Source organism: Caballeronia sp. GAWG2-1 (assembly GCF_023631405.1).
Classification (GTDB): Bacteria; Pseudomonadota; Gammaproteobacteria; order Burkholderiales; family Burkholderiaceae; genus Caballeronia.
In genome coordinates, this window is sequence record NZ_JALQDD010000024.1 from 58,334 (window position 1) to 78,801 (window position 20,468).

Annotated in this window: 22 protein-coding genes; 9 read left to right on the forward strand and 13 right to left on the reverse strand. The window is 61.3% G+C overall.

The genetic code is table 11. The features are described 5' to 3' along the window. Positions 1-292: 292 nt before the first annotated feature. Positions 293-946: a DUF1345 domain-containing protein gene (locus NCR98_RS15020; protein ID WP_244829153.1), complete on the reverse strand. Its 654-nt coding sequence runs from the start codon at positions 944-946 to the stop codon at positions 293-295. 175 nt (positions 947-1,121) lie between these two features. Here NCR98_RS15020 and NCR98_RS15025 point away from each other — a divergent pair, with 175 nt between their 5' ends. Both NCR98_RS15025 and NCR98_RS15030 read left to right on the forward strand, forming a co-directional pair. Then, entirely contained in the window at positions 1,122-1,859 is a 738-nt protein-coding gene (locus NCR98_RS15025) for a metallophosphoesterase (RefSeq protein ID WP_250466501.1), read from the forward strand. A gap of 72 nt (positions 1,860-1,931) precedes the next feature. Then, positions 1,932-3,260, forward strand: a complete 1,329-nt coding sequence (locus tag NCR98_RS15030; protein ID WP_250526548.1) for a DNA topoisomerase IB — start codon at positions 1,932-1,934, stop codon at positions 3,258-3,260. Between the two features lie 4 nt (positions 3,261-3,264). Here the strand turns inward: NCR98_RS15030 and NCR98_RS15035 are convergent, their stop codons facing one another. The 3 genes from NCR98_RS15035 to NCR98_RS15045 all read right to left on the reverse strand — a co-directional run bounded on the left by NCR98_RS15035 (position 3,265) and on the right by NCR98_RS15045 (position 4,770). Further along, the gene (locus NCR98_RS15035; protein ID WP_370652224.1) at positions 3,265-3,996 is read right to left on the reverse strand and encodes an RES family NAD+ phosphorylase; all 732 of its coding nucleotides are present in this window, start codon (positions 3,994-3,996) and stop codon (positions 3,265-3,267) included. Next, positions 3,996-4,433 carry an MbcA/ParS/Xre antitoxin family protein gene (locus tag NCR98_RS15040; protein ID WP_250466503.1) on the reverse strand — a complete coding sequence of 146 codons (438 nt, stop codon included), beginning with the start codon at positions 4,431-4,433 and terminating at the stop codon, positions 3,996-3,998. Before NCR98_RS15040 ends, NCR98_RS15035 begins: the two co-directional genes overlap by 1 nt. 67 nt (positions 4,434-4,500) lie before the next feature. Then, positions 4,501-4,770, reverse strand: a complete 270-nt coding sequence (locus tag NCR98_RS15045; RefSeq protein WP_244829158.1) for a DUF2866 domain-containing protein — start codon at positions 4,768-4,770, stop codon at positions 4,501-4,503. A gap of 274 nt (positions 4,771-5,044) precedes the next feature. Here NCR98_RS15045 and NCR98_RS15050 point away from each other — a divergent pair, with 274 nt between their 5' ends. Together NCR98_RS15050 and NCR98_RS15055 are read left to right on the forward strand one after the other, a co-directional pair. Then, on the forward strand, positions 5,045-5,269 hold the full coding sequence (locus tag NCR98_RS15050; protein WP_250526549.1) for a hypothetical protein: 225 nt from the start codon (positions 5,045-5,047) through the stop codon (positions 5,267-5,269). Positions 5,270-5,286: 17 nt separating this feature from the next. Beyond that, a complete protein-coding gene (locus tag NCR98_RS15055; protein ID WP_250526550.1) occupies positions 5,287-5,622 on the forward strand; it encodes a hypothetical protein in 336 nt (111 codons plus the stop codon). A 137-nt stretch (positions 5,623-5,759) separates the two neighbouring features. Here NCR98_RS15055 and NCR98_RS15060 read toward each other — a convergent pair whose 3' ends face one another. Both NCR98_RS15060 and NCR98_RS15065 read right to left on the reverse strand, forming a co-directional pair. Next, entirely contained in the window at positions 5,760-5,918 is a 159-nt protein-coding gene (locus NCR98_RS15060) for a DUF3309 family protein (protein WP_244829161.1), read from the reverse strand. Between the two features lie 324 nt (positions 5,919-6,242). Beyond that, positions 6,243-7,829: an inorganic phosphate transporter gene (locus tag NCR98_RS15065; RefSeq protein WP_250466506.1), complete on the reverse strand. Its 1,587-nt coding sequence runs from the start codon at positions 7,827-7,829 to the stop codon at positions 6,243-6,245. Positions 7,830-8,023: 194 nt separating this feature from the next. On the opposite strand from NCR98_RS15065, the gene NCR98_RS15070 reads away from it, so the two are divergent. Continuing rightward, positions 8,024-8,848, forward strand: a complete 825-nt coding sequence (locus NCR98_RS15070; protein ID WP_250526551.1) for a TOBE domain-containing protein — start codon at positions 8,024-8,026, stop codon at positions 8,846-8,848. Positions 8,849-8,870: 22 nt separating this feature from the next. Here NCR98_RS15070 and NCR98_RS15075 read toward each other — a convergent pair whose 3' ends face one another. Further along, on the reverse strand, positions 8,871-9,560 hold the full coding sequence (locus tag NCR98_RS15075) for a phosphatase PAP2 family protein (protein ID WP_250526552.1): 690 nt from the start codon (positions 9,558-9,560) through the stop codon (positions 8,871-8,873). Between the two features lie 335 nt (positions 9,561-9,895). Between NCR98_RS15075 and NCR98_RS15080 the strand changes: the two genes are divergently transcribed. Both NCR98_RS15080 and NCR98_RS15085 read left to right on the forward strand, forming a co-directional pair. Beyond that, positions 9,896-11,065: an extracellular catalytic domain type 1 short-chain-length polyhydroxyalkanoate depolymerase gene (locus tag NCR98_RS15080; protein WP_250526569.1), complete on the forward strand. Its 1,170-nt coding sequence runs from the start codon at positions 9,896-9,898 to the stop codon at positions 11,063-11,065. Positions 11,066-11,205: 140 nt separating this feature from the next. Then, positions 11,206-11,379: a DUF3563 family protein gene (locus NCR98_RS15085; protein ID WP_244829166.1), complete on the forward strand. Its 174-nt coding sequence runs from the start codon at positions 11,206-11,208 to the stop codon at positions 11,377-11,379. 120 nt (positions 11,380-11,499) lie between these two features. On the opposite strand, the gene NCR98_RS15090 is transcribed toward NCR98_RS15085, so the two are convergent. The 5 genes from NCR98_RS15090 to NCR98_RS15110 all read right to left on the reverse strand — a co-directional run bounded on the left by NCR98_RS15090 (position 11,500) and on the right by NCR98_RS15110 (position 14,920). Then, the gene (locus NCR98_RS15090; protein ID WP_250509837.1) at positions 11,500-11,919 is read right to left on the reverse strand and encodes an organic hydroperoxide resistance protein; all 420 of its coding nucleotides are present in this window, start codon (positions 11,917-11,919) and stop codon (positions 11,500-11,502) included. 153 nt (positions 11,920-12,072) lie between these two features. After that, positions 12,073-12,525, reverse strand: a complete 453-nt coding sequence (locus NCR98_RS15095; RefSeq protein ID WP_244829168.1) for a MarR family winged helix-turn-helix transcriptional regulator — start codon at positions 12,523-12,525, stop codon at positions 12,073-12,075. A gap of 78 nt (positions 12,526-12,603) precedes the next feature. After that, a complete protein-coding gene (locus NCR98_RS15100; RefSeq protein WP_244829169.1) occupies positions 12,604-13,425 on the reverse strand; it encodes a BPSS1780 family membrane protein in 822 nt (273 codons plus the stop codon). A 15-nt stretch (positions 13,426-13,440) separates the two neighbouring features. Beyond that, positions 13,441-14,409, reverse strand: coding sequence for a homoserine kinase (locus NCR98_RS15105; RefSeq protein WP_250466512.1), 969 nt, complete (start codon positions 14,407-14,409; stop codon positions 13,441-13,443). Positions 14,410-14,521: 112 nt separating this feature from the next. Further along, positions 14,522-14,920, reverse strand: coding sequence for a hypothetical protein (locus tag NCR98_RS15110; RefSeq protein ID WP_250466513.1), 399 nt, complete (start codon positions 14,918-14,920; stop codon positions 14,522-14,524). A 219-nt stretch (positions 14,921-15,139) separates the two neighbouring features. Between NCR98_RS15110 and NCR98_RS15115 the strand changes: the two genes are divergently transcribed. Further along, a complete protein-coding gene (locus NCR98_RS15115; RefSeq protein ID WP_244829172.1) occupies positions 15,140-16,666 on the forward strand; it encodes an AMP nucleosidase in 1,527 nt (508 codons plus the stop codon). A gap of 249 nt (positions 16,667-16,915) precedes the next feature. On the opposite strand, the gene NCR98_RS15120 is transcribed toward NCR98_RS15115, so the two are convergent. Next, the gene (locus NCR98_RS15120) at positions 16,916-17,665 is read right to left on the reverse strand and encodes an LOG family protein (protein WP_244829174.1); all 750 of its coding nucleotides are present in this window, start codon (positions 17,663-17,665) and stop codon (positions 16,916-16,918) included. 1 nt (position 17,666) lies between these two features. Between NCR98_RS15120 and polA the strand changes: the two genes are divergently transcribed. Then, complete coding sequence (gene polA, locus NCR98_RS15125; protein WP_250526553.1) at positions 17,667-20,405, forward strand: DNA polymerase I; 2,739 nt, start codon at positions 17,667-17,669, stop codon at positions 20,403-20,405. Positions 20,406-20,468: the final 63 nt, after the last annotated feature.

Consider the following 20,468-nt stretch of genomic DNA (forward strand, 5'->3'; position numbering starts at 1 on the left):
CCTCGCGCTCTTCGATGCCAGAGCGGGATACCGGGCCGCGCATTCGCGGTGCTGATCAGGGTTTCTATCTAATTCACTGGCGCAGTGCAGCAATCGCCGTGCCATGCGCGCACGAAACGTGTGCGTATCGCCACGATCATTTCCGCCTTTGTCGCGAATGAGCAGACTTAAAGGTGCCCGAAGCCCTGGATTTCGAGCCGTGTAAAAGTGACAGCGCCGCGCGCCGCGTTTTTACATGCGGCGTACGGTCAGCTTATTTGGAAGGTGTGACAGTCGCGTTGCGCGGATGCGTTCAGCCGCCGACCATGCTCGCCGCGATATTGACCGAAAGGCCGAGCACCGCGAGATTGAAGAAGAACGAAAGCACCGATTGCGCGAGCGCCGTCTTGCGCGCGCTCTTCGAGCAGACGACGACATCGGAAGTCTGCGATGCCACCGCAATGGTGAAGGAGAAGTACAGCAAGTCCCAGTAGTCCGGCTTCAGATGCCGGTCGGGAAATCGGAGCGCGGGTTCGCCTTCGGTCGAGCGATAGTAGTGGCGCGCATAGTGCAGCGTGAACATCGTCGGGATGAGGAACCACGCGCCGAGCATGGTCGCGCCCGTCAGCAAATACTTCGGCAGCCCATGCGAGCCCATGCTCTTTGCCGCCGATAGTTCCACGACGATGGCAACCAGACTCGCCAGCGCCGCGACGCTCACGATCATCAGCACGGCGGCCGCGTTTTCGTCTTCGCGCTCGGCGAGTTGCTGCACGTTGCTCTGGTCCGCGGTCGCCATCTGTATCCAGATGAGCAGCAGATAAAGCCACACGGCCGTGTCCCAGCCAATCAGGACGCGCACGGTCGGCGTGACGTCGAGGGGAATCAGCGCGCTGACCGATATGCCGACCAGAAGGCCGATCAGGGCGCGCGGGCGGTTGCGCAAAACGGTTGGGAGAATGATCATTGTCTTTTTGCGTTGGCGTGAGCGCGGGCGACTTTCGCAGCGATTATTGCCGACGCGCCTTTCAGCCAGCCTTGGGTGACGCAGATTCCGGGAACCGGTATTCCAACCGTCATTTGCGTGATGAAAGCGACCCACGCCGCACACGCCCCGTTTAACTGACGCTAAGATCGCTCGAATGAATGGTCCTACTTTACCTGCCGTTTGCCGGCACCCAGCCAACGAGACTGGCCGCGATTTCGTGGTCGGCGACCTGCACGGCTGCGTGGACGCGCTGCGCTATCTCCTGCGCGAGATAGGCTTCGACGGCGCCCGCGACCGGCTGTTCTCGGTCGGCGATCTGATCGATCGCGGCACGGATTCGCTCGCCGCCATCGACCTGATCGACAAGCCGTGGTTCTATCCGGTGATGGGCAATCACGAGGAATCGCTGATCGCGGTCGCGACCGGCACCATGCGCCGCGAGGCGTGGTATGCCATTGGCGGGGCGTGGGCGCAGACGCTCGGGCACGATCAGCTCGAAGCGCTCGCGATTCGTTTGGCGAGGCTGCCGCTCGTGCGAATAGTCGGCAGCGGGGCGCGGCGCTTCAACGTGCTGCACGCGGAATTTTTCGGTAGCGACGCCGATCTCGACACCGCCGATTTCTCCGACCAGGCGCGTACCGACATGCTTTGGGGCCGAGGTCTGGCGCTCGGCAGCGTGGACCCGGCGCGCCAGCGCGGACTTTCGCCCACGTACTGCGGACACACGCCGCAGCGCGTGGTCAAGCAAGTCGGCGCGCAGATCTTTATCGATACCGGCGCGTTCGCATCGGAAGGGCGGTTGACCATCGTCCAGCCGGGCACCGATGAACGCTGGTCGGTCAAAGAGCGCTGGGCCGCCTCCGAAGGCGCGCGGGAGCTGGCGCTGCCCTGATCGCGCACGTGCCCGAGGCACGCACGTTGCTCGATAGCCTGCCATCGACATGAGCAGACAAGCGAGGCAGACGTGGCGCGGATTGCGAAAAGTAATGAAGCAGGCGGCGGCGCGAGCGTCGCCGAAGTGCTTACGGGCAGCGGCGCGCAAGGCTGTCCCGAAGACCTGCCGCCCGGACTTCGGTATGTGGACGATTCGCGTCGCGGCTACACGCGCGAATGGATCGACGGGAAATTCGCCTTCTTCAACACGCAGGGCAAGCGTATCGACGATGAAGCGGAGATCCGCCGCATCAACGCACTGGCCATTCCGCCCGCTTATATCGATGTCTGGATCTGTCCGGACGCGCACGGCCACTTGCAAGCCACCGGCCGCGATGCGCGCGGTCGCAAGCAATATCGCTATCACCCGCAATGGCGCGAAACGCGCGATGCCACCAAATACGAGCGCATGCTCGCGTTCAGCGCGGTGCTGCCTAAGCTGCGCGCCCGCGTCACGCGCGATCTTGCCCTCGACGGCATGCCGCGCGACAAGGTGCTCGCGACGGTGGTGCGCTTGCTCGATACGACGCTCGTGCGCGTTGGCAGCGAGGAATATGCGCGGGAAAACCAGTCGTATGGACTGACGACGTTGCTAAAGCGCCATTTGAAGGTGTCGTCGGGGACGCTGCGTTTCCGGTTTCGCGGCAAGAGCGGGATCGAGCACGACGTTTCCGTCAGCGATGCGCGCGTGGCCAAGATCGTGAAGCGCTGCATGGATTTGCCGGGGCAAGACCTTTTCCAATATCTCGATGCCGATGGCGAGCGCCACGCGGTGAGTTCATCCGATATCAACGATTATCTGCGCGAGATCACCGGCGCGGATTTCACGGCGAAGGACTATCGCACGTGGGCCGGCAGCGTGTTCGCGCTCGCGGCGCTGCGGCGGCTGCAATGGGAAACGGTGACGGAGGCGCGCAAGCACATCGTCGGGACCATCAAGGAAGTGTCGCAACTGCTGCGCAATACGCCGGCGGTGTGCCGCAAGTGCTATGTGCATCCGGCGGTGATCGAGGCGTTCGAAGCGGGCGAACTGGCGGAATCGATGCCGGCATCGCGTCGCCGTGGCCTCAAGACCGACGAAGCTGCGCTTGCCATCTTCCTCGAAAAGGATGCGAAGCGTCGCGCCCGCGAAGCCGCGCGCAAAAACCGCAAAGGTACCGTTCCGAACGATGCGCGGCTGACCAACCTTCTCGCCGAATCGAGCAAAAAGGCGCGTGCGGGCGGCTTGAAGGCGAGCGGCAAGAGTGCGGCGGCGCAAGCGGTATCTACCGTGGCGCGCAAGACTCGGCCGAAAGCGGCGCGGCCGGCCGCGAAGAAGCTAGCGCGTACGCGGTCGCCGGCCGCCGTGGCGATGAGTTGATTCGCTAGCCCACTTGATTCAACTCGAACACATAGTCGACTGTCTCGCCGTTCCAGTTGTATTCCAGGTACGCCGCGTGATGACAGTCGCGCAGCATCGTGGTGTGCAGCGCGGCGAGGCATTCGCCCTGCGTATCCCGCACGGACGGATACGCAATGCCCGGCACGCCCGCTGCCCGGATAGCGCGTCCGAGCGCCTTGCCGGGCGCATAGTCGTCTGGATCGAGGATGCGCGCGTCGAGTCCCGCTTCCGCGATGCGATTCCCACGCAGATCGACCACTTCGCCATGCGCGATCACCGTGTACAGGCGCATCTGCTGACGAAGCGGCGCTTCCTTGGTCGCCGCGAGAAATAGCCCCGAGTGATAGCGCGTCTCCGCAATAGCCGTCTGCCGTTCGCGTCCGCAATAGAACACGCCGTAACTGCCGTCGGAAAAGCGGCTGCCATTGGGGTTCAGATGCGTGAACGCGGCCATGATCGGCCCGCAACCCGGCCCGAAGCAGCGCTCGTCGGGCGGAACGAGATCGAGATCGCCAACTTCGGTACGCAGGCGGTCGTTGGTCATCGCTTCCAGCGCGTAGAGCGCTTCGAAGTCTTCCGGACGCGCGACGCGATCGAACAGATTGACGGCGGGAAACCGCGTGGGTATTACCCGATACGCCGGCGACCAGTCTAGTTGGCCGTGCGGCCAGCGTGTGCGCCAGTCCGCGGCTTGAATCACATCCTTGTTTTCGATCACGCCCATCCGCCTCGCATTGCATCCAGATATTGCCGAACCGCCAGAAGGTCGCTGATATTGCCCGCCAGCATGCGAGCAAGCGCAGGTCTGCCGCCGAACGGCGGCGCGGTATTGGGGCGTTTGATCCAGGTATCGGCGGCGGCCGGCTCAGGAAGCAGAATCTGCAGCGCCTTGTAGATGCCGAGAATCAGCGAAAGGCGTTCGAGTGTGTCGCGCGTGAGCCGCGCCGAGTCAGGCGCATTCTTCCATTTGAAGAAGGTCGAGCGGCCCGGCGAGCCGAGCAAAACGATCTGCTCTTCGATGGATAGCGACCAGTCCCGCGCGATGTTCAAAAAAGCGCGCAGACCGGCAGCGGATAGCTCGCCCAAGCCGGGAGCCAGACGCGGCGGCGGAAGCCCACTCTCCGGCGAGGCGATGCGTGCAGCAGATGGCATTATCTTTGAGTCTCTAAAGGAACTTGAGATTCATAATAGTCCATTTATGGATTAGTACAAGGCGCTTTTAGTCTTCGTCCGATGGACCGTAGCACCGGCCGGGCACGTGCGACCGTAGTGTTTCAGCCAATTCGGAGGCGGTGCAGTCGGCCGGAACCACCCGTCGCTGCACGCGCGGATCGCTTTTCAGCGACCATTCGATCGTCCGATACGCCGTTCCCCACGGCGGTTCGACCGGCTCCGACAGGCGGCATTCCTGAAGCTTGAGCGCGGACTGCTTGCGCATCGTCGATGCAATGTTGGCAAATGACTGACGCGCGGCGGTATTGGCGGGCATGGCACATTCCTCATCTGATCGGCTCGTCGCCTAACGGTTGAAGGCGGCGCTGGTTCGGGCGCGATTGGAGTTTGTGCGTCGAAAATTAAGCGCGGCTTAACGCGAATGCTTGTCGACATGCACGCGGCGAAATGCCGCCTTCAAACGTGAGAAACGGCAGCCGCGCGCCGGTCAAGCGATGTTTGGCATTTTTGCCACGCCGTGTGCGGAGTGTTTTGCATCCCGCCGGGTTACTGTATATTCGTACAGCTTGTCCGCAACAAGGAGTTTGCCGATGAACCCACGCAACGAGTCGCTCGAAGCCGCTGCGCTCGAACGTTTCATGCGCGCGACACGCGCCGTCAACGCGGCTTTCGACGCCACGCGCGTCGAACCGGACGACGAACACGACGGCCAGTTCGCCGCCCGCGCGCTCGACCGACTGGACGCCGCGCTGCTGGAACTGGACACTTCCGAGCGGTCGCTCGACGCCATCCTCTCGCGCAGAGCGGATCACTAATTCACGGAGCGGACCTCTTGAAGCTCGCATTGCTTACCATCGCTGTCTTGCTGGGTTCATCCACGGCTATTGCTGCCGAGCGTTACACGGAAGTCTGGAATCCGCCTGAGGTCCAGACCACGAAGTCCAAAAACAAGGCGCGTGTGCCTACGCAGAACACCGCGCAGAGCACGGCGAAGAAGAAACGCAAAAGCGCCTCGGCCGTCAAGCAGGTGGCGGATAAAGGCACGGTCGAATCGTCGGGCGCTGCTGCGGTTCCAAGCAGGCCGTCGGCGTCATCGTCATCGCGCAAGCCGGCAGAACCGGTGATTCCGCGCAAGATCGAACCAAACGGACAGGTCATGCGGGTTTGAAACGCGGGTTTTAATCGCGGGTTTAAGTCGCGGGTTAAATCGATTCGCTACAAAAGCAAAGGGGCGCTCAACATTGGTTGAGCGCCCCTTTTGTTTCGCGGTCTGTCTCGAACGTTGTTTGCAAACCGTTCAGGCGGTTATATGCGACCCATGAGCAACAGCACGATGACCACGATCAGCACGATGCCCAAAATACCGCTCGGCCCGTAACCCCAGCTACGGCTATGCGGCCACGACGGGATCGCGCCGACCAGCAGCAAGATCAAGATAATCAGCAGTATGGTTCCGATCGTCATTTTGTCTTCTCCTTATCGAAAGATCGCCTTGAACCGGCCCCGCCATGGTCTCCCACGCAGCGACACGTCGAGTGGCGGCTTTCGGCCGCCAGCCGGTGGGTTGCGATCGACGAGTGGTGTTTAGCAATAGCTGTGCCGCAGCGGCTCAGGCTTATGGATAAAGGCTAGACGCGCAATCGAACGGTTGCGCGGTTAAAGCGGATTGTCGAAAAGGGAGTCGATGCAGATGGGGGTGGGCAAAACTTGCACGGCGCGGATCGGACTCTGCGCCGTGCAATTGCGTAGGATGCGGAAGGGATGCGAAACGGATGCGAAAACAAACGCTTAGAAGATACCGCGAAAGGCCCAGAAAAGTCCGCCCGCGAGGATGATCGACACCGGCAAGGTCAGCACCCAAGCCAGCGCGAGACTACGCACGGTGCGCCATTGAAGACCGGAGCCGTTCGCGGCCATCGTGCCCGCGACGCCCGACGACAGCACGTGTGTCGTGCTCACCGGCAAGCCGTAAACGTCGGCGGCGCCGATGGTCAGCATCGCGACCAGTTCCGCCGAAGCGCCTTGTCCATATGTCAGATGCGTCTTGCCGATACGCTCGCCCACCGTCACCACGATGCGCTTCCAGCCGACCATCGTGCCAAGCCCGAGCGCGACGGCCACCGCTACCTTCACCCAGGTCGGGATGAACTTGGTGGCGTGATCGATCTGCGCCTTGTAGTTGGTGAGCACGGCGGAATCGTCCTTCGTGAAGGCCGGCGCTTTTTGCTTTTCCATCAGACGCAGCGCTTCCGATGCCACGTACATGTCGTTACGCACGTTGCGCACCGTTCCCTGCGGCAAATTGGCGATGGTTTCGCTCGGACGCACTTTCGCATCGATGGAATCGATCAGATTTTTCAGCGACGGAACCGTGTCCGGCGCAAGCGTCTTTGTCTGCACGTAATGCTCGACGGCGCCGCGTGAATCCGTGGCGGCGGGCTTGCCATCGGCGTAACGCTGCAGCACTTCCGACGCGTTGTGGCTGACCGAGAGGAAGGTCTGCGTTTCCTCGGCCGTGACGGCCTTGTTGAGCGCGTAGGCGGTCGGCACCGTGCCGATGAGAATCAGCATGATGAGGCCCATGCCTTTCTGGCCGTCGTTGGAGCCGTGCGCGAACGAAACGCCCGTGCAGGTGAGAATCAGCAGGCAGCGAATCCAGAAGGGCGGCGGCGTGTTCTTTTCCGGTTCCTTGTAGAGCGCGGGCACGCGCACGACCAGTTTCATCACGTAGAGCAAAAAGCCCGCGGCGATAAAGCCGACCAGCGGCGAAAGCAGCAGCGACTTGCCGACCGAGGTCGCTTGCGCCCAATCGACGCCGGACGTTCCGTTCGCGCCGTGCAGCATCTGGTTCATCAGCCCGACGCCGATCACGGAGCCGATCAGCGTATGCGAACTGGAAGACGGCAAGCCGAGCGCCCACGTGCCGAGGTTCCAGATGATCGCCGCGATCAGGAGCGCAAAGACCATCGCGAAGCCCTGCGAGCTCCCCACGCCGATGATCAATTCCACCGGCAGCAGTTGCAGGATACCGAAGGCCACCGCGCCGCTCGAGACCAGCACGCCGACGAAGTTCCACGCGCCGGACCAGACGACAGCCAGATTCGGCGTCAGCGAGTGCGTGTAGATGACGGTGGCGACGGCGTTCGCGGTATCGTGAAAGCCATTGACGAACTCGAAGCCGAGCGCGATCAAAAGCGCAATGCCAAGCAAGATGTACGGAAACGCTGACGATTCGCGCACGGGCGAGAGGTCTTCGAAAAGATGCGTGACGCAATAAACGGCGCCTGCCGCGATGGCGATCAGAAAGAGCAGCAGGGCGAGCCGTTGCCCGGTGGTGCGGCCCTGACGGCCAGTAGAAAGAGCAAAGTCGTTCATGTCGCGTCCTTGGCTTGAGCGGGGCTTGCGCGAATCGGTGAAAGCGCAATGCGCCATGTTTCACTCGCCGTGTGTCGATTTCGTGACTGCGAGAATGATTGGCATTCGTATGAATTGAAACGGCTTTCTGACCTATCGTTCGTGGCCGTGTATGCGCGCCGATATAATGCGCAACGCGATGCGGGAGGCAATCGATGAACGAAACAGCACCCTCCGCCACAGCCGATTCATTGGCAGTTGGTGGCGCTGTCTGGCTGCAAAGTGGCGACGCGACTCTTGGCGGCGCGGCGCGTATTGCGCTGCTCGCGGCGATTCGCGATAACGGATCGATCACGGCGGCGGCAAAGGCCGTCGGCATGAGCTACAAGGCGGCCTGGGATGCGGTCGACACCATGAACAATCTCGCTGGCGAGCCACTCGTGATTACCGCGAGCGGTGGGCGGGGCGGAGGCGGAACCACATTGACATCGGCGGCGCGGCGTCTCATCGAGACCTACCAAGCGGTCGAACGCGAACATCGCAAGTTTCTTCAACAAGCGGGCATGGCTATGGAAGGCTTCACCCGCGACTGGCAACTCATAGGGAGACTAGGAATGAAAACGAGTGCACGCAATCAACTGGCGGGGAAAGTCACCAAAGTCACGCGCGGTGCGGTGAACGACGAAATCGAACTGGGCTTGCCGGGTGGACAGACGATCGTTGCCGTGGTTACGCACGAAAGCAGCGAATCGCTCGGTCTCAAGGAAGGCAGCGAAGCGTTCGCGCTCATCAAGGCGTCGTGGGTCATGCTGATGGAAGACGCGCCCGCGAAGATTTCGGCACGCAATCAGTTGCGTGGCACGGTGGCGAGTGTGACGAAGGGCGCCGTGAACGCCGAAGTGACATTGACGCTGGACGACGCAACCACGGTGACCGCGATCATCACGAACCGCAGCGCCGATACACTTGGCCTCGCAGAAGGTCAGAAAGCCGTTGCAGTGATCAAGGCTTCCAGCGTGATCATTGGTGTGAACGACTGAGGCTTGCAGAGAGTGCGGCCGCTCAAGCAACCGCGAACGGCACCGCCAGCGCCTCGGTCCGACGCGCTGGAATTCGATAGTTTTGCACTTTCCAGCGCGCCCGGATATACGGCCGCTCGTGGCCGGACAGTTCCAGCGCGATCTGCGTGATCCACTGCTGAGTAGGCACCGGCACGCCATGCAACGCGATCACGACCGCAGCCAGGCTCGCCGCGACCGGTCCCGGTGATAGCGTTTTCGCCGCTTGCGCCCGCCACGCGATGCACGCGAAAGCAACGGCCACCACTGCGCCAAGCAAACCTCCCGCGACCACTTCCGAGATCGAATGCGCGTTCAGCACGACACGCGACACGCCCACCATTACACCGATAACAAGTCCCAGCACGATCGCTGTGACGCGCAACGACGCGCGCATCGACAACGCGGCGACGAATAGCGCAACCGGCAGTACAGCCGTCGACATCAACGCATGACCGCTGATGCCGGTGAAATCCAGATCGCGCACGCCGATTTCCCAACCGATAAACGCGATCTTGCTCAACGCCACGAGTCCGCTGGCAACACCGAGCAACCCGAGCCACGCGCACGCGTATTTCCATCGATAGCCGACGGCGAGCCACGCCGCAACCACGACCGCCAACGGCGCCATGACGCCGACGCTGCCGAAAGCGGTAACGAAAAACCAGGTTGAGGCTGATGGAAAAAGGTTCATTGCAGAGCTTGGGAATAGAGGTTGCTGCAGTGCGACATGGAGCGTGCTTCTCGCACCGGCTGTCACGACTGCGTGGAGAAGACCTTGGAGTATACCTGCTGGGACAATCCCTAATTATGCGACTCGGCCGAAAAGATGATGTCAGTTACGTCGTGTAACTTCGGTTAAAAATTCTCTTTGGCCTTGATTGCCTTGCAATTCGTCCCGATATATGAGTTTTCGAGTCACTCGAAACCGTCTTTTTGATGTTATTGTGCGATGCACAACCGGGCACGTCTTGTCACCATCACAGCAGACTGCCTTCTGATTCGCTTATTTGTAGAGGACCCAGCCAAATGTCGAAAAGCCTTACCAAGCTCTGGTTGCGTGGCTTGAGACGCCTGGTCGCCAGTCAAGTCGAACCCTTGCGTGTGCCGAAGTCGCGTCCCCCAACAAAGCCAGCCCGACCGAAAAGCGTCAAGACGAAACTCAAGTCGGGCGCTGCTACCAAGGCAGCCACTGTGCGCAGTGGCTCAGGCGTTGGTGCGCAGCCGACGGTGCGGGAGTCGCGAGTTCGTCCGCGCGCGTCCGCCTGGGCTTTGGGAAAGTGGATGCGTTCCTATCATTCCGCGCCGCCGACGGGCGGACGCTTCGTCAACCATGTTTCGTACGCGCTGTACACGCCGCCGCAAGCCGAACTCGACCGAGTGCCGCTCGTCGTCATGTTGCACGGCTGTAAGCAGAATGCCGATGATTTTGCGCAAGGAACGCGCCTCAATCTTCTCGCCGACAAGTTTGGTTTCGCCGTGCTGTATCCCGAACAGTCTAAGCATGATCATGCGCATCGTTGCTGGCGCTGGTACGACGCGTCCGGCAATGGAGGCGGCGGCGAGGCGGCGTCGATCGTATCGCTGGTCAAGGCGGTCGTCGCCGAGCATGGTTTCGACGCCGAGCGCGTCTATCTCGCCGGCATGTCGGCGGGTGCTGGCATGTCCGCCTTGTTAGCGGTGCGATATCCGCAACTGTTCGCCGCTGTCGGCTTGCACTCTGGGGTGGTGTTCGGCGAGGCCAGTTCGGCAATCGGCGCGATGGATGTCATGCGTCGCGGCAGTCGCAACGACCCCGTCACGCTCGTCGATGCTGCCGTCGACACGCGCGAATTTCCCGGAATGCCGGCGATCATCGTTCACGGCGAACTGGATTCAGTCGTGTCGCCGTCCAACGCCGAACAATTGACGCAACAATTTTTGCGTCTCAACGGTTTCGTCGATGCCGCCGGTGCTCCGCGCGCAGGCGAGTTGCGCGAAGAGAAGCAAGCGGATGGCGTCGTGCGCGACTACTTCAAGAATGGACGACGCGTCGTCAAGAGCGTGGTCGTTCGCGGATTGGGCCACGCGTGGGCGGGCGGCGACGATACCGTGGCTTTCCATTCAGCCAAGGGTCCGGACTCGTCAGCCGTGATGTGGGAGTTCTTCAAACATCAACGCCGTTCCAGCGAGTCCGCGCGCGCGGCTTTCGTTGCTTAGAGCAGTCCGCGCGACAATTTCAAGTGTTGCAAATTAGTCTTTAGTATCAGGAATCTAGCCGATAAGACTTGCGTCGGATCAGGGATTACCCTATAGTTACATCCATAGGTAGTTACCCCAGTATCCAAGCGAGGCCCACCATGTTCCTGCTCAGCCGCATTTTCCTGTTTCTGACGAAGTCCGCCGACCAACGCGATCGCGAACGCGACGACGCATATTTGGCCGAAGCCACCGACATTTACGATCTCGAATATCGCATGAAGCGCCTGGATCAGCGTGCTGGCACGCGTCATCCGACGTGGATGGCGAACTAAGCAGTATGCTTTCAGAGCGTTAATAAAAAGCCGCAGGAATTGTCCAGCGGCTTTTTTCATTTGCAACGCCCAAGAAAATGCCGGCTTCGCGAGCCGGCATTTTCTTTTTGTTCGATTCGCTCAGACGAGCTTCACGCGCACATCGACGTTGTTGCGCGTCGCGTTCGAATACGGGCAAACTTTGTGAGCCGCATCGACGAGCGCTTGTGCTTCCGCTCGGTCAAGTCCCGGCAGCGCGATGCGCAATTCGATATCCAGCGCAAAGCCGCCCGCATCGTTCGGGCCGACGCCCACGTCGGCAGTGACTGTCGTATCCGCCGGAACCGTACCCTTTTGCTGGCCGGCGACAAATTTCATCGCGGAAAGAAAGCACGCCGAGTAGCCCGCCGCGAACAATTGTTCCGGATTCGTTCCTTCCGCGCCCGTGCCGCCCAAGGCCTTCGGTGCGCTCAACTTCACGTTCAGTTGTTCGTCGGAAGACACCGCGCGTCCGTCGCGTCCACCGGTGCTCGTCGCGGTTGCCTTGTACAGGATGCTCATCGCTTTTCTCCTTGAATTCGTCGCCTTGTTCGGCGCGGAAGGGTTGGACTTGACTGTCGGGTCATCGTTGCGTCGACCACGGACAGAAATATATCGCGCTAATCATTAGCGTGCAAATTAAATTTTGGTCAAGATGCGATTAGGGAATGGCTATCAGCGTTCTAGATACTCGTTGAGCGATGCGCGCAGCCTGACGAGATCGCTGCGCAGGCGCACTAATTCGTCCACATCCGATCCAGCCGCGCAAAAAATCTCAGGCGGAATGGCCCGAGCCGATTGCCGCAGCGACCGGCCTTGCGCCGTCAAGCGCACGTGCACCTGCCGTTCATCCTCGACGCCGCGCATGCGCTCAACGTACCCCTGCGCCTCCAGGCGCTTGAGCAGCGGCGTGAGCGTGGCGGAATCGAGCGACAGGCGCGCGGCGATTTCCTTTACGGTGAGATTGTCGCTTTCCCACAGCACCAGCATCGCCAAATACTGCGGATAGGTGAGGCCGAGTTTGTCGAGCATCGGCTTGTAGGTTTTCGTCATCGCGAGCGATGTCGAATAGAGCGCGAAGCAGATTTGCTGATCGAGTTCGAGCGGGAAGTCGTCGGGCGAGGTCATGGCGAAGCGCCGCAAAAGGCCGTATCGGCCAATGACGTTAGTGTACGGAAAACGCTTCGCGCGCGAGGATTCGGGGCATCAGATGCCCGGTGTATCCGATGCATTAGGCATATCCGGCGTGTCCGGCGACTGCACGCCGAAGCAGCCGCGATAGGTCGCATAGAACGAGCAGTAGAGCGCGGTCGTGACGAGAATCGACGCGGGCATGAGCACCGCCAACGCCATCTCCTGACTCACGCCAAGCGCCTGCATCAGCGCGGTCAGGCCGAATGATACGGCAAGCGCCACGGCAATCCACAACACGCCGTAAAGCACGAAGGCGCCGCGATTGCGCCAGCACGACACGAGGCTGAAGAACAGCGCCTTCGCGGGCGTCACGTCGTGCCATGCAACGAGAATGGGCGCGAACCAGAACAGCATGGCCACTGGGATGTAGCAGGCCATCGCCACCAGCACGGCGAGCGGGCTGAAGCTCGCGGCCACGGTTTCGGGGTCGCCGGCGGGGCCGTCGCCCATCATCAGGCCGAGCAGCGTTCCGCCGTCGACCAGTGCCGATGCCGCGAAGATCACCGCCATCGCCACGACGTAGATCGCGCCGAGCGCGAGCAGACGGCGCGCGACCACGGTGCCGTAGGAGCGGAAGCCATCGACGAGAACGGTCGGCCAAACGGGCTTGCCCGCGATGGTGTCGCGGCAGGCGGCCATGAAACCCACCGCGATGCCCGGAATGAACAGCAACGGCAGTAACGGTCCGATGAGCGGCACGCGCGAAATCAGCGTCATCACGAACAGATAAGCGAAGAACACGGTGAGGAACGCAAACGGATTGCGGCGGAACAGCCAGATGCCCTGGCGGAACCATACATAGCCGGTCTTGGCGGGAACTTCGATCAGTCGCATGAGCAGAGTGGAAGGTTACTGATTGAGGCTGGCAGCGGCTTTGACGCGCTCGCGCAGAATGCGTTCGAAATGGCCGGGATCGTGCGGTTTCAACATCTGCGCCTCGCGCGGACGGTAAAAATCGTACAGGCGCGAGACCCAGAAGCGCATGGCGCCGGCGCGCAGCATGTCGTTCCAGTGGCGTTCCTCGGCGGGCGTGAAGGGGCGCACGGTTTGATAAGCGCGCAGCATTGCGTCGACACGCGCGGGGTCGAGCGCGCCGCTTTCGAGATCGACGCACCAGTCGTTCACGGTCACGGCGACGTCGAAGAGCCACTTGTCGACGCCCGCGAAGTAGAAGTCGAAGAACCCGCCGAGCCGTGCGTGATCGCGGCCCGGCGCGAACAGCACATTGTCGCGAAACAGATCGCAGTGGCACGGCCCGTCCGGCAGCGCGGCGTAGTCCGCCGACGTGAAAAACGCGGCCTGATGCACAAGCTCGGATTCGATCAGTTCGCGCTGCGGCGCGCTAAGGAAGTCAACGATGGCTGGCAAGTTCTCCTGCCACCACGCGAGGCTGCGCAAGTTCGGCTGATGCCGCGGAAAATCGCGCCCGGCGAGATGCATGCGCGCGAGCATCTGACCGACTTCGATGCAATGCGCGGGCGTCGGCTTGAGTTCCGGCGCGCCTTCGAGTTTCGTGACGATGGCAGCGGGCTTGCCGTGCAGCATGCCGAAGAGCGAGCCGTCGCTGCGCGGCATGGGATCGGGAACCGGCACGCGATGCGCGGCCAGATGGCGCATCAGATCGAGATAGAACGGCAGTTGCGTCGCCGTGAGATTCTCGAAGATCGTGAGCACGTATTCGCCGCGCGTGGTCGTGAGAAAAAAGTTGCTGTTCTCGATGCCCGACTGGATGCCGCGCAATTCGACGACATCGCCGAGATCGTAGTGTTGCAGCCAGTCGCCGAGTTCGGCGTCAGAGACGGGGGTGAATACGGCCATGCAGAAACTTGGGTCAGGTTGAGAAGCCCGTGGCGGGCCGGTGAACGGCGCAGTCGCGTGAGCACTGCGTGGAGACGCCCGCTCAGACGAGCGGGCGCAAACAACCCGTGGATCAGTAGCGCACGCTTACCGATGGCAGGCGCGTGCTTGCCTTGCCGTTATCGCGGACTTGCGGCGAGGTGTCGTAAGGCGAACTCATCTGATAGCGCGTGCCGAAGTTCGAATGCACGTTGATCTCGACGGGCTTGCCCTTGTCGCGATACTCGGTGATCTCGGTGCCGTTGGTGCTGAGTTCGTGGAAGCTCGGCATGCGCGGCGGCGAAATTTCGACCTTCGAACTCGCGTTCGCGGGCGGGCGGTTGATGGCCTTCAGATCAGGCAGGCCAGCGGCTTCTTCCTGCGACATTTGTGGCTGTGCGCCCGCCTGCTCGGCCTGGAGGGTTTGCGCCGTGGCGCCTACACTTGCGACGGCAAGGACGGCCGCGGCGGCGGCGAAATAGAGCGGCTTCATGTCAGTTCTCCAGGCGATGGCCGGATTCTAGCAAAACGCGAACCCCATGCCGGCGCAACGCCTTATTTTGCGCTGCTTCGCGGATTTCGGCCGGAACGTTCAAAAAGCTGTTGCGCGCCGTGTTCGCACGCACTTGCGCGGCGCGGGGGCTTCATGGTTCTTGCATGCTTCCGTGTTAATGTCGATGACTACGAGGGCATCAGACACGCATACAAGATCATGACAAACGACCGGACTCAGACCACTCAGGGAACGCCTGCAAACGACTTCCCAACCGAATCATTCGACGACCCCGCAGCCGCCGTCTCGCGGGTCTCCGCCATCTACGAAGCCAACACCGCTTTCCTGCGCGACGCGTTCGCGCGGTATCGGCGCAACGAGCAGTTCACGCATCGCGTGCGCGCGTGCTATCCGTTCGTGCGCGTGCGTACCGAGCTCAACACGCAGATCGACTCGCGGCGCTCGTATGGTTTCGTCGCCGGGCCCGGCATCTTCGAGACTACGCTCACGCGTCCGGATCTCTTCGGCGATTATTATCGCGAGCAGTTGCGGCTCTTGACGAAGAACCATCATGTGGGCATTGAAGTGGGCGTGTCGGCGCAACCCATTCCTATTCACTTCGCGTTCGCCGAAGGCATCCATCTCGAAGGCGATCTCGACCGTGATCGCCTGCTCGCCATGCGCAATGTCTTCGATACCCCGGACCTCGCGCTGCTCGACGACCGCATCGTGAACGGCACGTATGAGCCTGCCGCGGGCGAGCCTCATCCGCTTGCCCTCTTCACGGCGGCGCGGGTGGATTTTTCGCTGCATCGGCTGCGGCACTACACGGCGACTTCGCCCACGCATTTTCAGAACTACGTGCTTTATACGAACTATCAGTTCTATATCGACGAGTTCGTGAAGCTCGGCCGCACGCTGATGTCGCGCGCGGATGACGAGGAAACGCGCGCGTATCGCAGCGAGTATTCGTCGTTCGTCGAACCGGGCGATGTCGTCACCTACAACGCCAATCTCGGCGAGCAACCGGAGGAAGGCGCGCCAATCGCGCGTCTGCCGCAGATGCCCGCGTATCACCTGAAGCGCGCGGATGGCAGCGGCATCACGATGGTGAACATCGGCGTGGGACCGTCGAACGCAAAGACCATCACGGATCACATCGCGGTGCTGCGTCCGCACGCGTGGGTCATGCTCGGGCATTGCGCGGGCTTGCGGAACACACAGCGTCTGGGCGATTACGTGCTGGCGCACGGCTATGTGCGCGAGGATCACGTACTGGATGACGACCTGCCGCTGTGGGTGCCGATTCCCGCGCTGGCGGAAGTGCAGGTCGCGCTCGAGAAGGCCGTGGCGCAGGTGACACAACTCGAAGGCGTGGAACTGAAGCGCGTGATGCGCACGGGCACCGTCGCGAGTGTGGACAACCGGAATTGGGAATTGCGCGATCATCGCGAGCCGGTGCAGCGGCTGTCGCAAAGCCGCGCGATCGCGCTCGATATGGAAAGCGCGACTATCGCCGCGAACGGCTTCCGGTTCCGCGTGCCTTACGGGACGTTGCTATGCGTGTCGGACAAGCCGCTGCATGGCGAACTCAAGCTGCCGGGCATGGCCGATCAGTTTTATCGTGCGCAAGTGGATCAGCACTTGCAGATCGGCGTGAAGGCAATGGAACTACTGCGCATGAATGGCCTGTCGCGGTTGCATAGCCGGAAGTTGCGCAGCTTTGCGGAGGTGGCGTTTCAGTGAGACGTCGAAACGCGAAGAAGCGAAGCGGGCGGTCTTCTTCAAGGCGGCTCGTGCGTGGCTGAAGATTGCGATGCGCCATGCAGCGGCTCGACAGCGAACGCCTATGCGGGCGCCGGCAAACTCCAGTATTCGATTCGGAAGACTACGCTTTATGGGCGTGTGTCAGAGAGATGCTGCTCGTGAATGAGGCGAGAGAGGGGAAAGGGCGAGAGGGAAGATAGCGATTCCGCTCGCCCGACAGCCTTCGAATCACAAATAAAACATCCGGTCCTCATCCGACTTACCTTCCGCCGGTTGCTCTGCCGCGCCTTCGCGATCTTCATAGAAGCGCAGCACCGCATCGAGCACTTGATCGGGATCGTCGATCACTTGCATGAGTCCAAGATCTTTTTCGCCGATGACGCCATTGGTCAACAGCGTGTTCTTGAACCAGTCGAGCAAGCCGGCCCAAAATTCGGCGCCCACCAGCACGATAGGCACGTGGCGCGACTTCTTGGTCTGAATGAGCGTGAGCACTTCGGCCAGTTCGTCAAGCGTGCCGAAGCCGCCCGGCATCACGACGACCGCATCCGAATTCTTGACGAACGTAACCTTCCGCGTGAAGAAGTGACGGAAGCGCAGCGAGATGTCCTGCCATTGATTGCCCGACTGCTCGTGCGGCAATTCGATGTTGAGACCCACCGACGGCGACTTGCCCGCATGTGCGCCTTTATTGGCTGCTTCCATGATGCCGGGACCGCCGCCGGAGATCACGGCAAAGCCTGCATCGGAGAATTTTTGCGCGATTTCAATGGTCCGCTGATAGTACGGCGACTCGGGTTTGAGACGCGCGGAACCATAGATGCTGATGGCAGGACGGATCTCCGAGAGGTACTCGGTAGCCTCGATAAACTCTGCCATAATCGTGAACATCTGCCACGATGCGCGAGCCTTTTTGGCCGTCGCGCGCTCTTGATCTGCGAGCGATCGCAGACTCGGAATCACTTTTCTCTTGTTCATAATGCCTGAAGAACGAAGTCTTGAAGGTAAGACCCTGCTATTGGTCGACGGTTCTAGCTACTTGTACCGGGCTTACCATGCCATGCCTGACCTGCGCGGCCCCGACGGCGGGCCGACCGGCGCACTGTATGGAATGATCAACATGCTGCGACGCCTTAGGCGTGAAACCAATGCAGAGTATAGCGCGTGCGTCTTCGACGCCAAAGGCAAGACGTTTCGCGACGACTGGTACGCCGACTACAAGGCCAACCGGCCTTCCATGCCCGAAGACCTTTCGAAGCAGATCGAGCCTATTCACGTCGCCGTGCGTGCGCTCGGCTGGCCGCTCGTGATGATCGAAGGCGTCGAAGCCGACGACGTCATCGGCACGCTCGCGGCTCAGGCCGAAAAGCGCGGCATGAAAGTGATCGTCTCGACGGGCGACAAGGATCTGGCTCAACTCGTGACGGATCATGTCACCCTCATCAATACGATGACCAACGAAACGCTCGATCGCGCCGGCGTCGTCGCCAAGTTCGGCGTGCCGCCGGAACGTATCGTCGATTATCTTTCGCTCATCGGCGATACGGTCGATAACGTGCCGGGCGTCGAAAAGTGCGGTCCCAAGACTGCGCTCAAGTGGCTCACGCAATACGACTCCCTTGATGGCATCGTAGAACATGCGGGCGAGATCAAAGGTGCGGTAGGAGACAATCTGCGCAAGGCTCTGGACTTCCTGCCCATGGCTCGCAAGCTCGTTACCGTACACACGGAATGCGACCTGGCGTCGCAGATCGCGTCGATCGACGAAACGCTCGAAAGCCGTCCCGAGTCGCGCGACGAATTGCGCGACGTGTTCCTGCGTCACGGCTTCAAGACTTGGCTGCGTGAAGTCGAAATCGCGGATGCCGTCGAAGGCCCGACCGACACGCCGCCCGCCGAAGTCACGGAGATCGTCCACCACTACGAGACGGTGCAGACGTGGGAACAGTTCGGCGCGTGGCTCGAACGCATCGATGCCGCCGAGATCACTTCGTTCGATACCGAAACCACCGCGCTCGACCCGATGACCGCGCAGATCGTCGGCTTGTCCATCTCGGTCGAACCTGGCCATGCCGCATATGTCCCGCTCGCGCATCGCGGGCCGGACGCACCCGTGCAACTGCCGCGCGATGAAGTGCTCGCGAAGCTCAAGCCGTGGCTCGAAGACGAATCGAAGAAGAAGGTCGGCCAGCATCTGAAATACGATGAGCAGGTGCTCGCCAATTACGGCATCGTCATGCGCGGCGTCGAGCATGACACGTTGTTGCAGTCGTACGTGCTGGAGTCGCATCGGCCGCATGACATGGACAACCTCGCGCTGCGGCACTTGGGCGTGAAGACCATCAAATACGAGGACGTCGCGGGCAAGGGCGCGTCGCAAATCGGTTTCGACGAAGTCGCGCTCGACAAGGCGGCCGAGTATGCCGCCGAAGATGCGGACATCACATTGCGTCTGCATCAGGCGCTTTACCCGCAAGTCGTGCAGGAAGAGGGCTTGTTGAAGGTATATCGCGAGATCGAATTGCCGACTTCGCGCGTGTTGCGCAAGATGGAGCGCAACGGCGTGCTGATCGATCGCGCGAAGCTCGACACGCAGAGCAACGAGATCGCCAAACGGCTGATCGACTTGCAAACGGAAGCCTATGAACTGGCGGGCGGCGAATTCAATCTCGGGTCGCCCAAGCAGATCGGACAGATATTCTTCGAGAAACTCGAACTGCCGGTGGTGAAGAAGACGCCGAGCGGCGCGCCTTCCACCGACGAAGAAGTGCTGCAAAAACTCGCCGAGGATTATCCGCTGCCGAAGGTGCTGCTCGAACATCGCGGGCTGTCGAAGCTCAAGTCCACTTATACGGACAAGCTGCCGCGCATGGTGAATGCATCGACGGGACGCGTGCATACGAACTATGCGCAGGCTGTCGCGGTGACAGGGCGCTTGTCGTCGAACGAGCCGAACTTGCAGAACATCCCGGTGCGAACGGGCGAAGGCCGGCGCATCCGCGAGGCGTTCATCGCGCCGCCGGGTTGCAAGATCGTATCGGCGGATTACTCGCAGATCGAGCTGCGCATCATGGCGCATATCTCGGGTGACGAATCGTTGTTGCGCGCGTTCAAGGAAGGCGAGGACGTGCACCGCGCGACCGCGTCGGAAGTGTTCGGCGTGACGCCGATCGAAGTGTCGAACGACCAGCGTCGTATCGCCAAGGTGATCAATTTCGGCTTGATCTATGGCATGAGTTCGTTCGGGCTCGCGTCGAATCTCGGCATCACGCGCGACGCGGCGAAGCTTTATATCGACCGCTATTTCGCGCGTTATCCGGGCGTTGCCGACTACATGGAGCGCACACGCGTGACCGCGAAGATGAACGGCTACGTGGAGACCGTGTTCGGCCGGCGTCTGTGGCTGCCGGAGATCAACGGCGGCAGTGGTCCGCGTCGTCAGGCGGCCGAACGCGCGGCCATCAACGCGCCCATGCAGGGAACGGCCGCTGATCTCATCAAGTTGTCGATGATCGCGGTGCAGGACTGGATCGAGGCTACGAATATCTACGCGAAGATGATCATGCAGGTACACGATGAGCTCGTGCTCGAAGTTCCCGAAGAGGAACTGCCCGAAGTCAGGAAGCGCTTACCCGAATTGATGTGTGGCGTCGCCAAGCTGAACGTGCCGCTCGTGGCTGAGGTGGGCGTCGGCAATAACTGGGAAGAAGCACACTGAGCAAAAAGAGCGCGCTGAATGCCGGACATGCGAGGCCGGCCATTGCAAGTGCGCCGCGCGTTC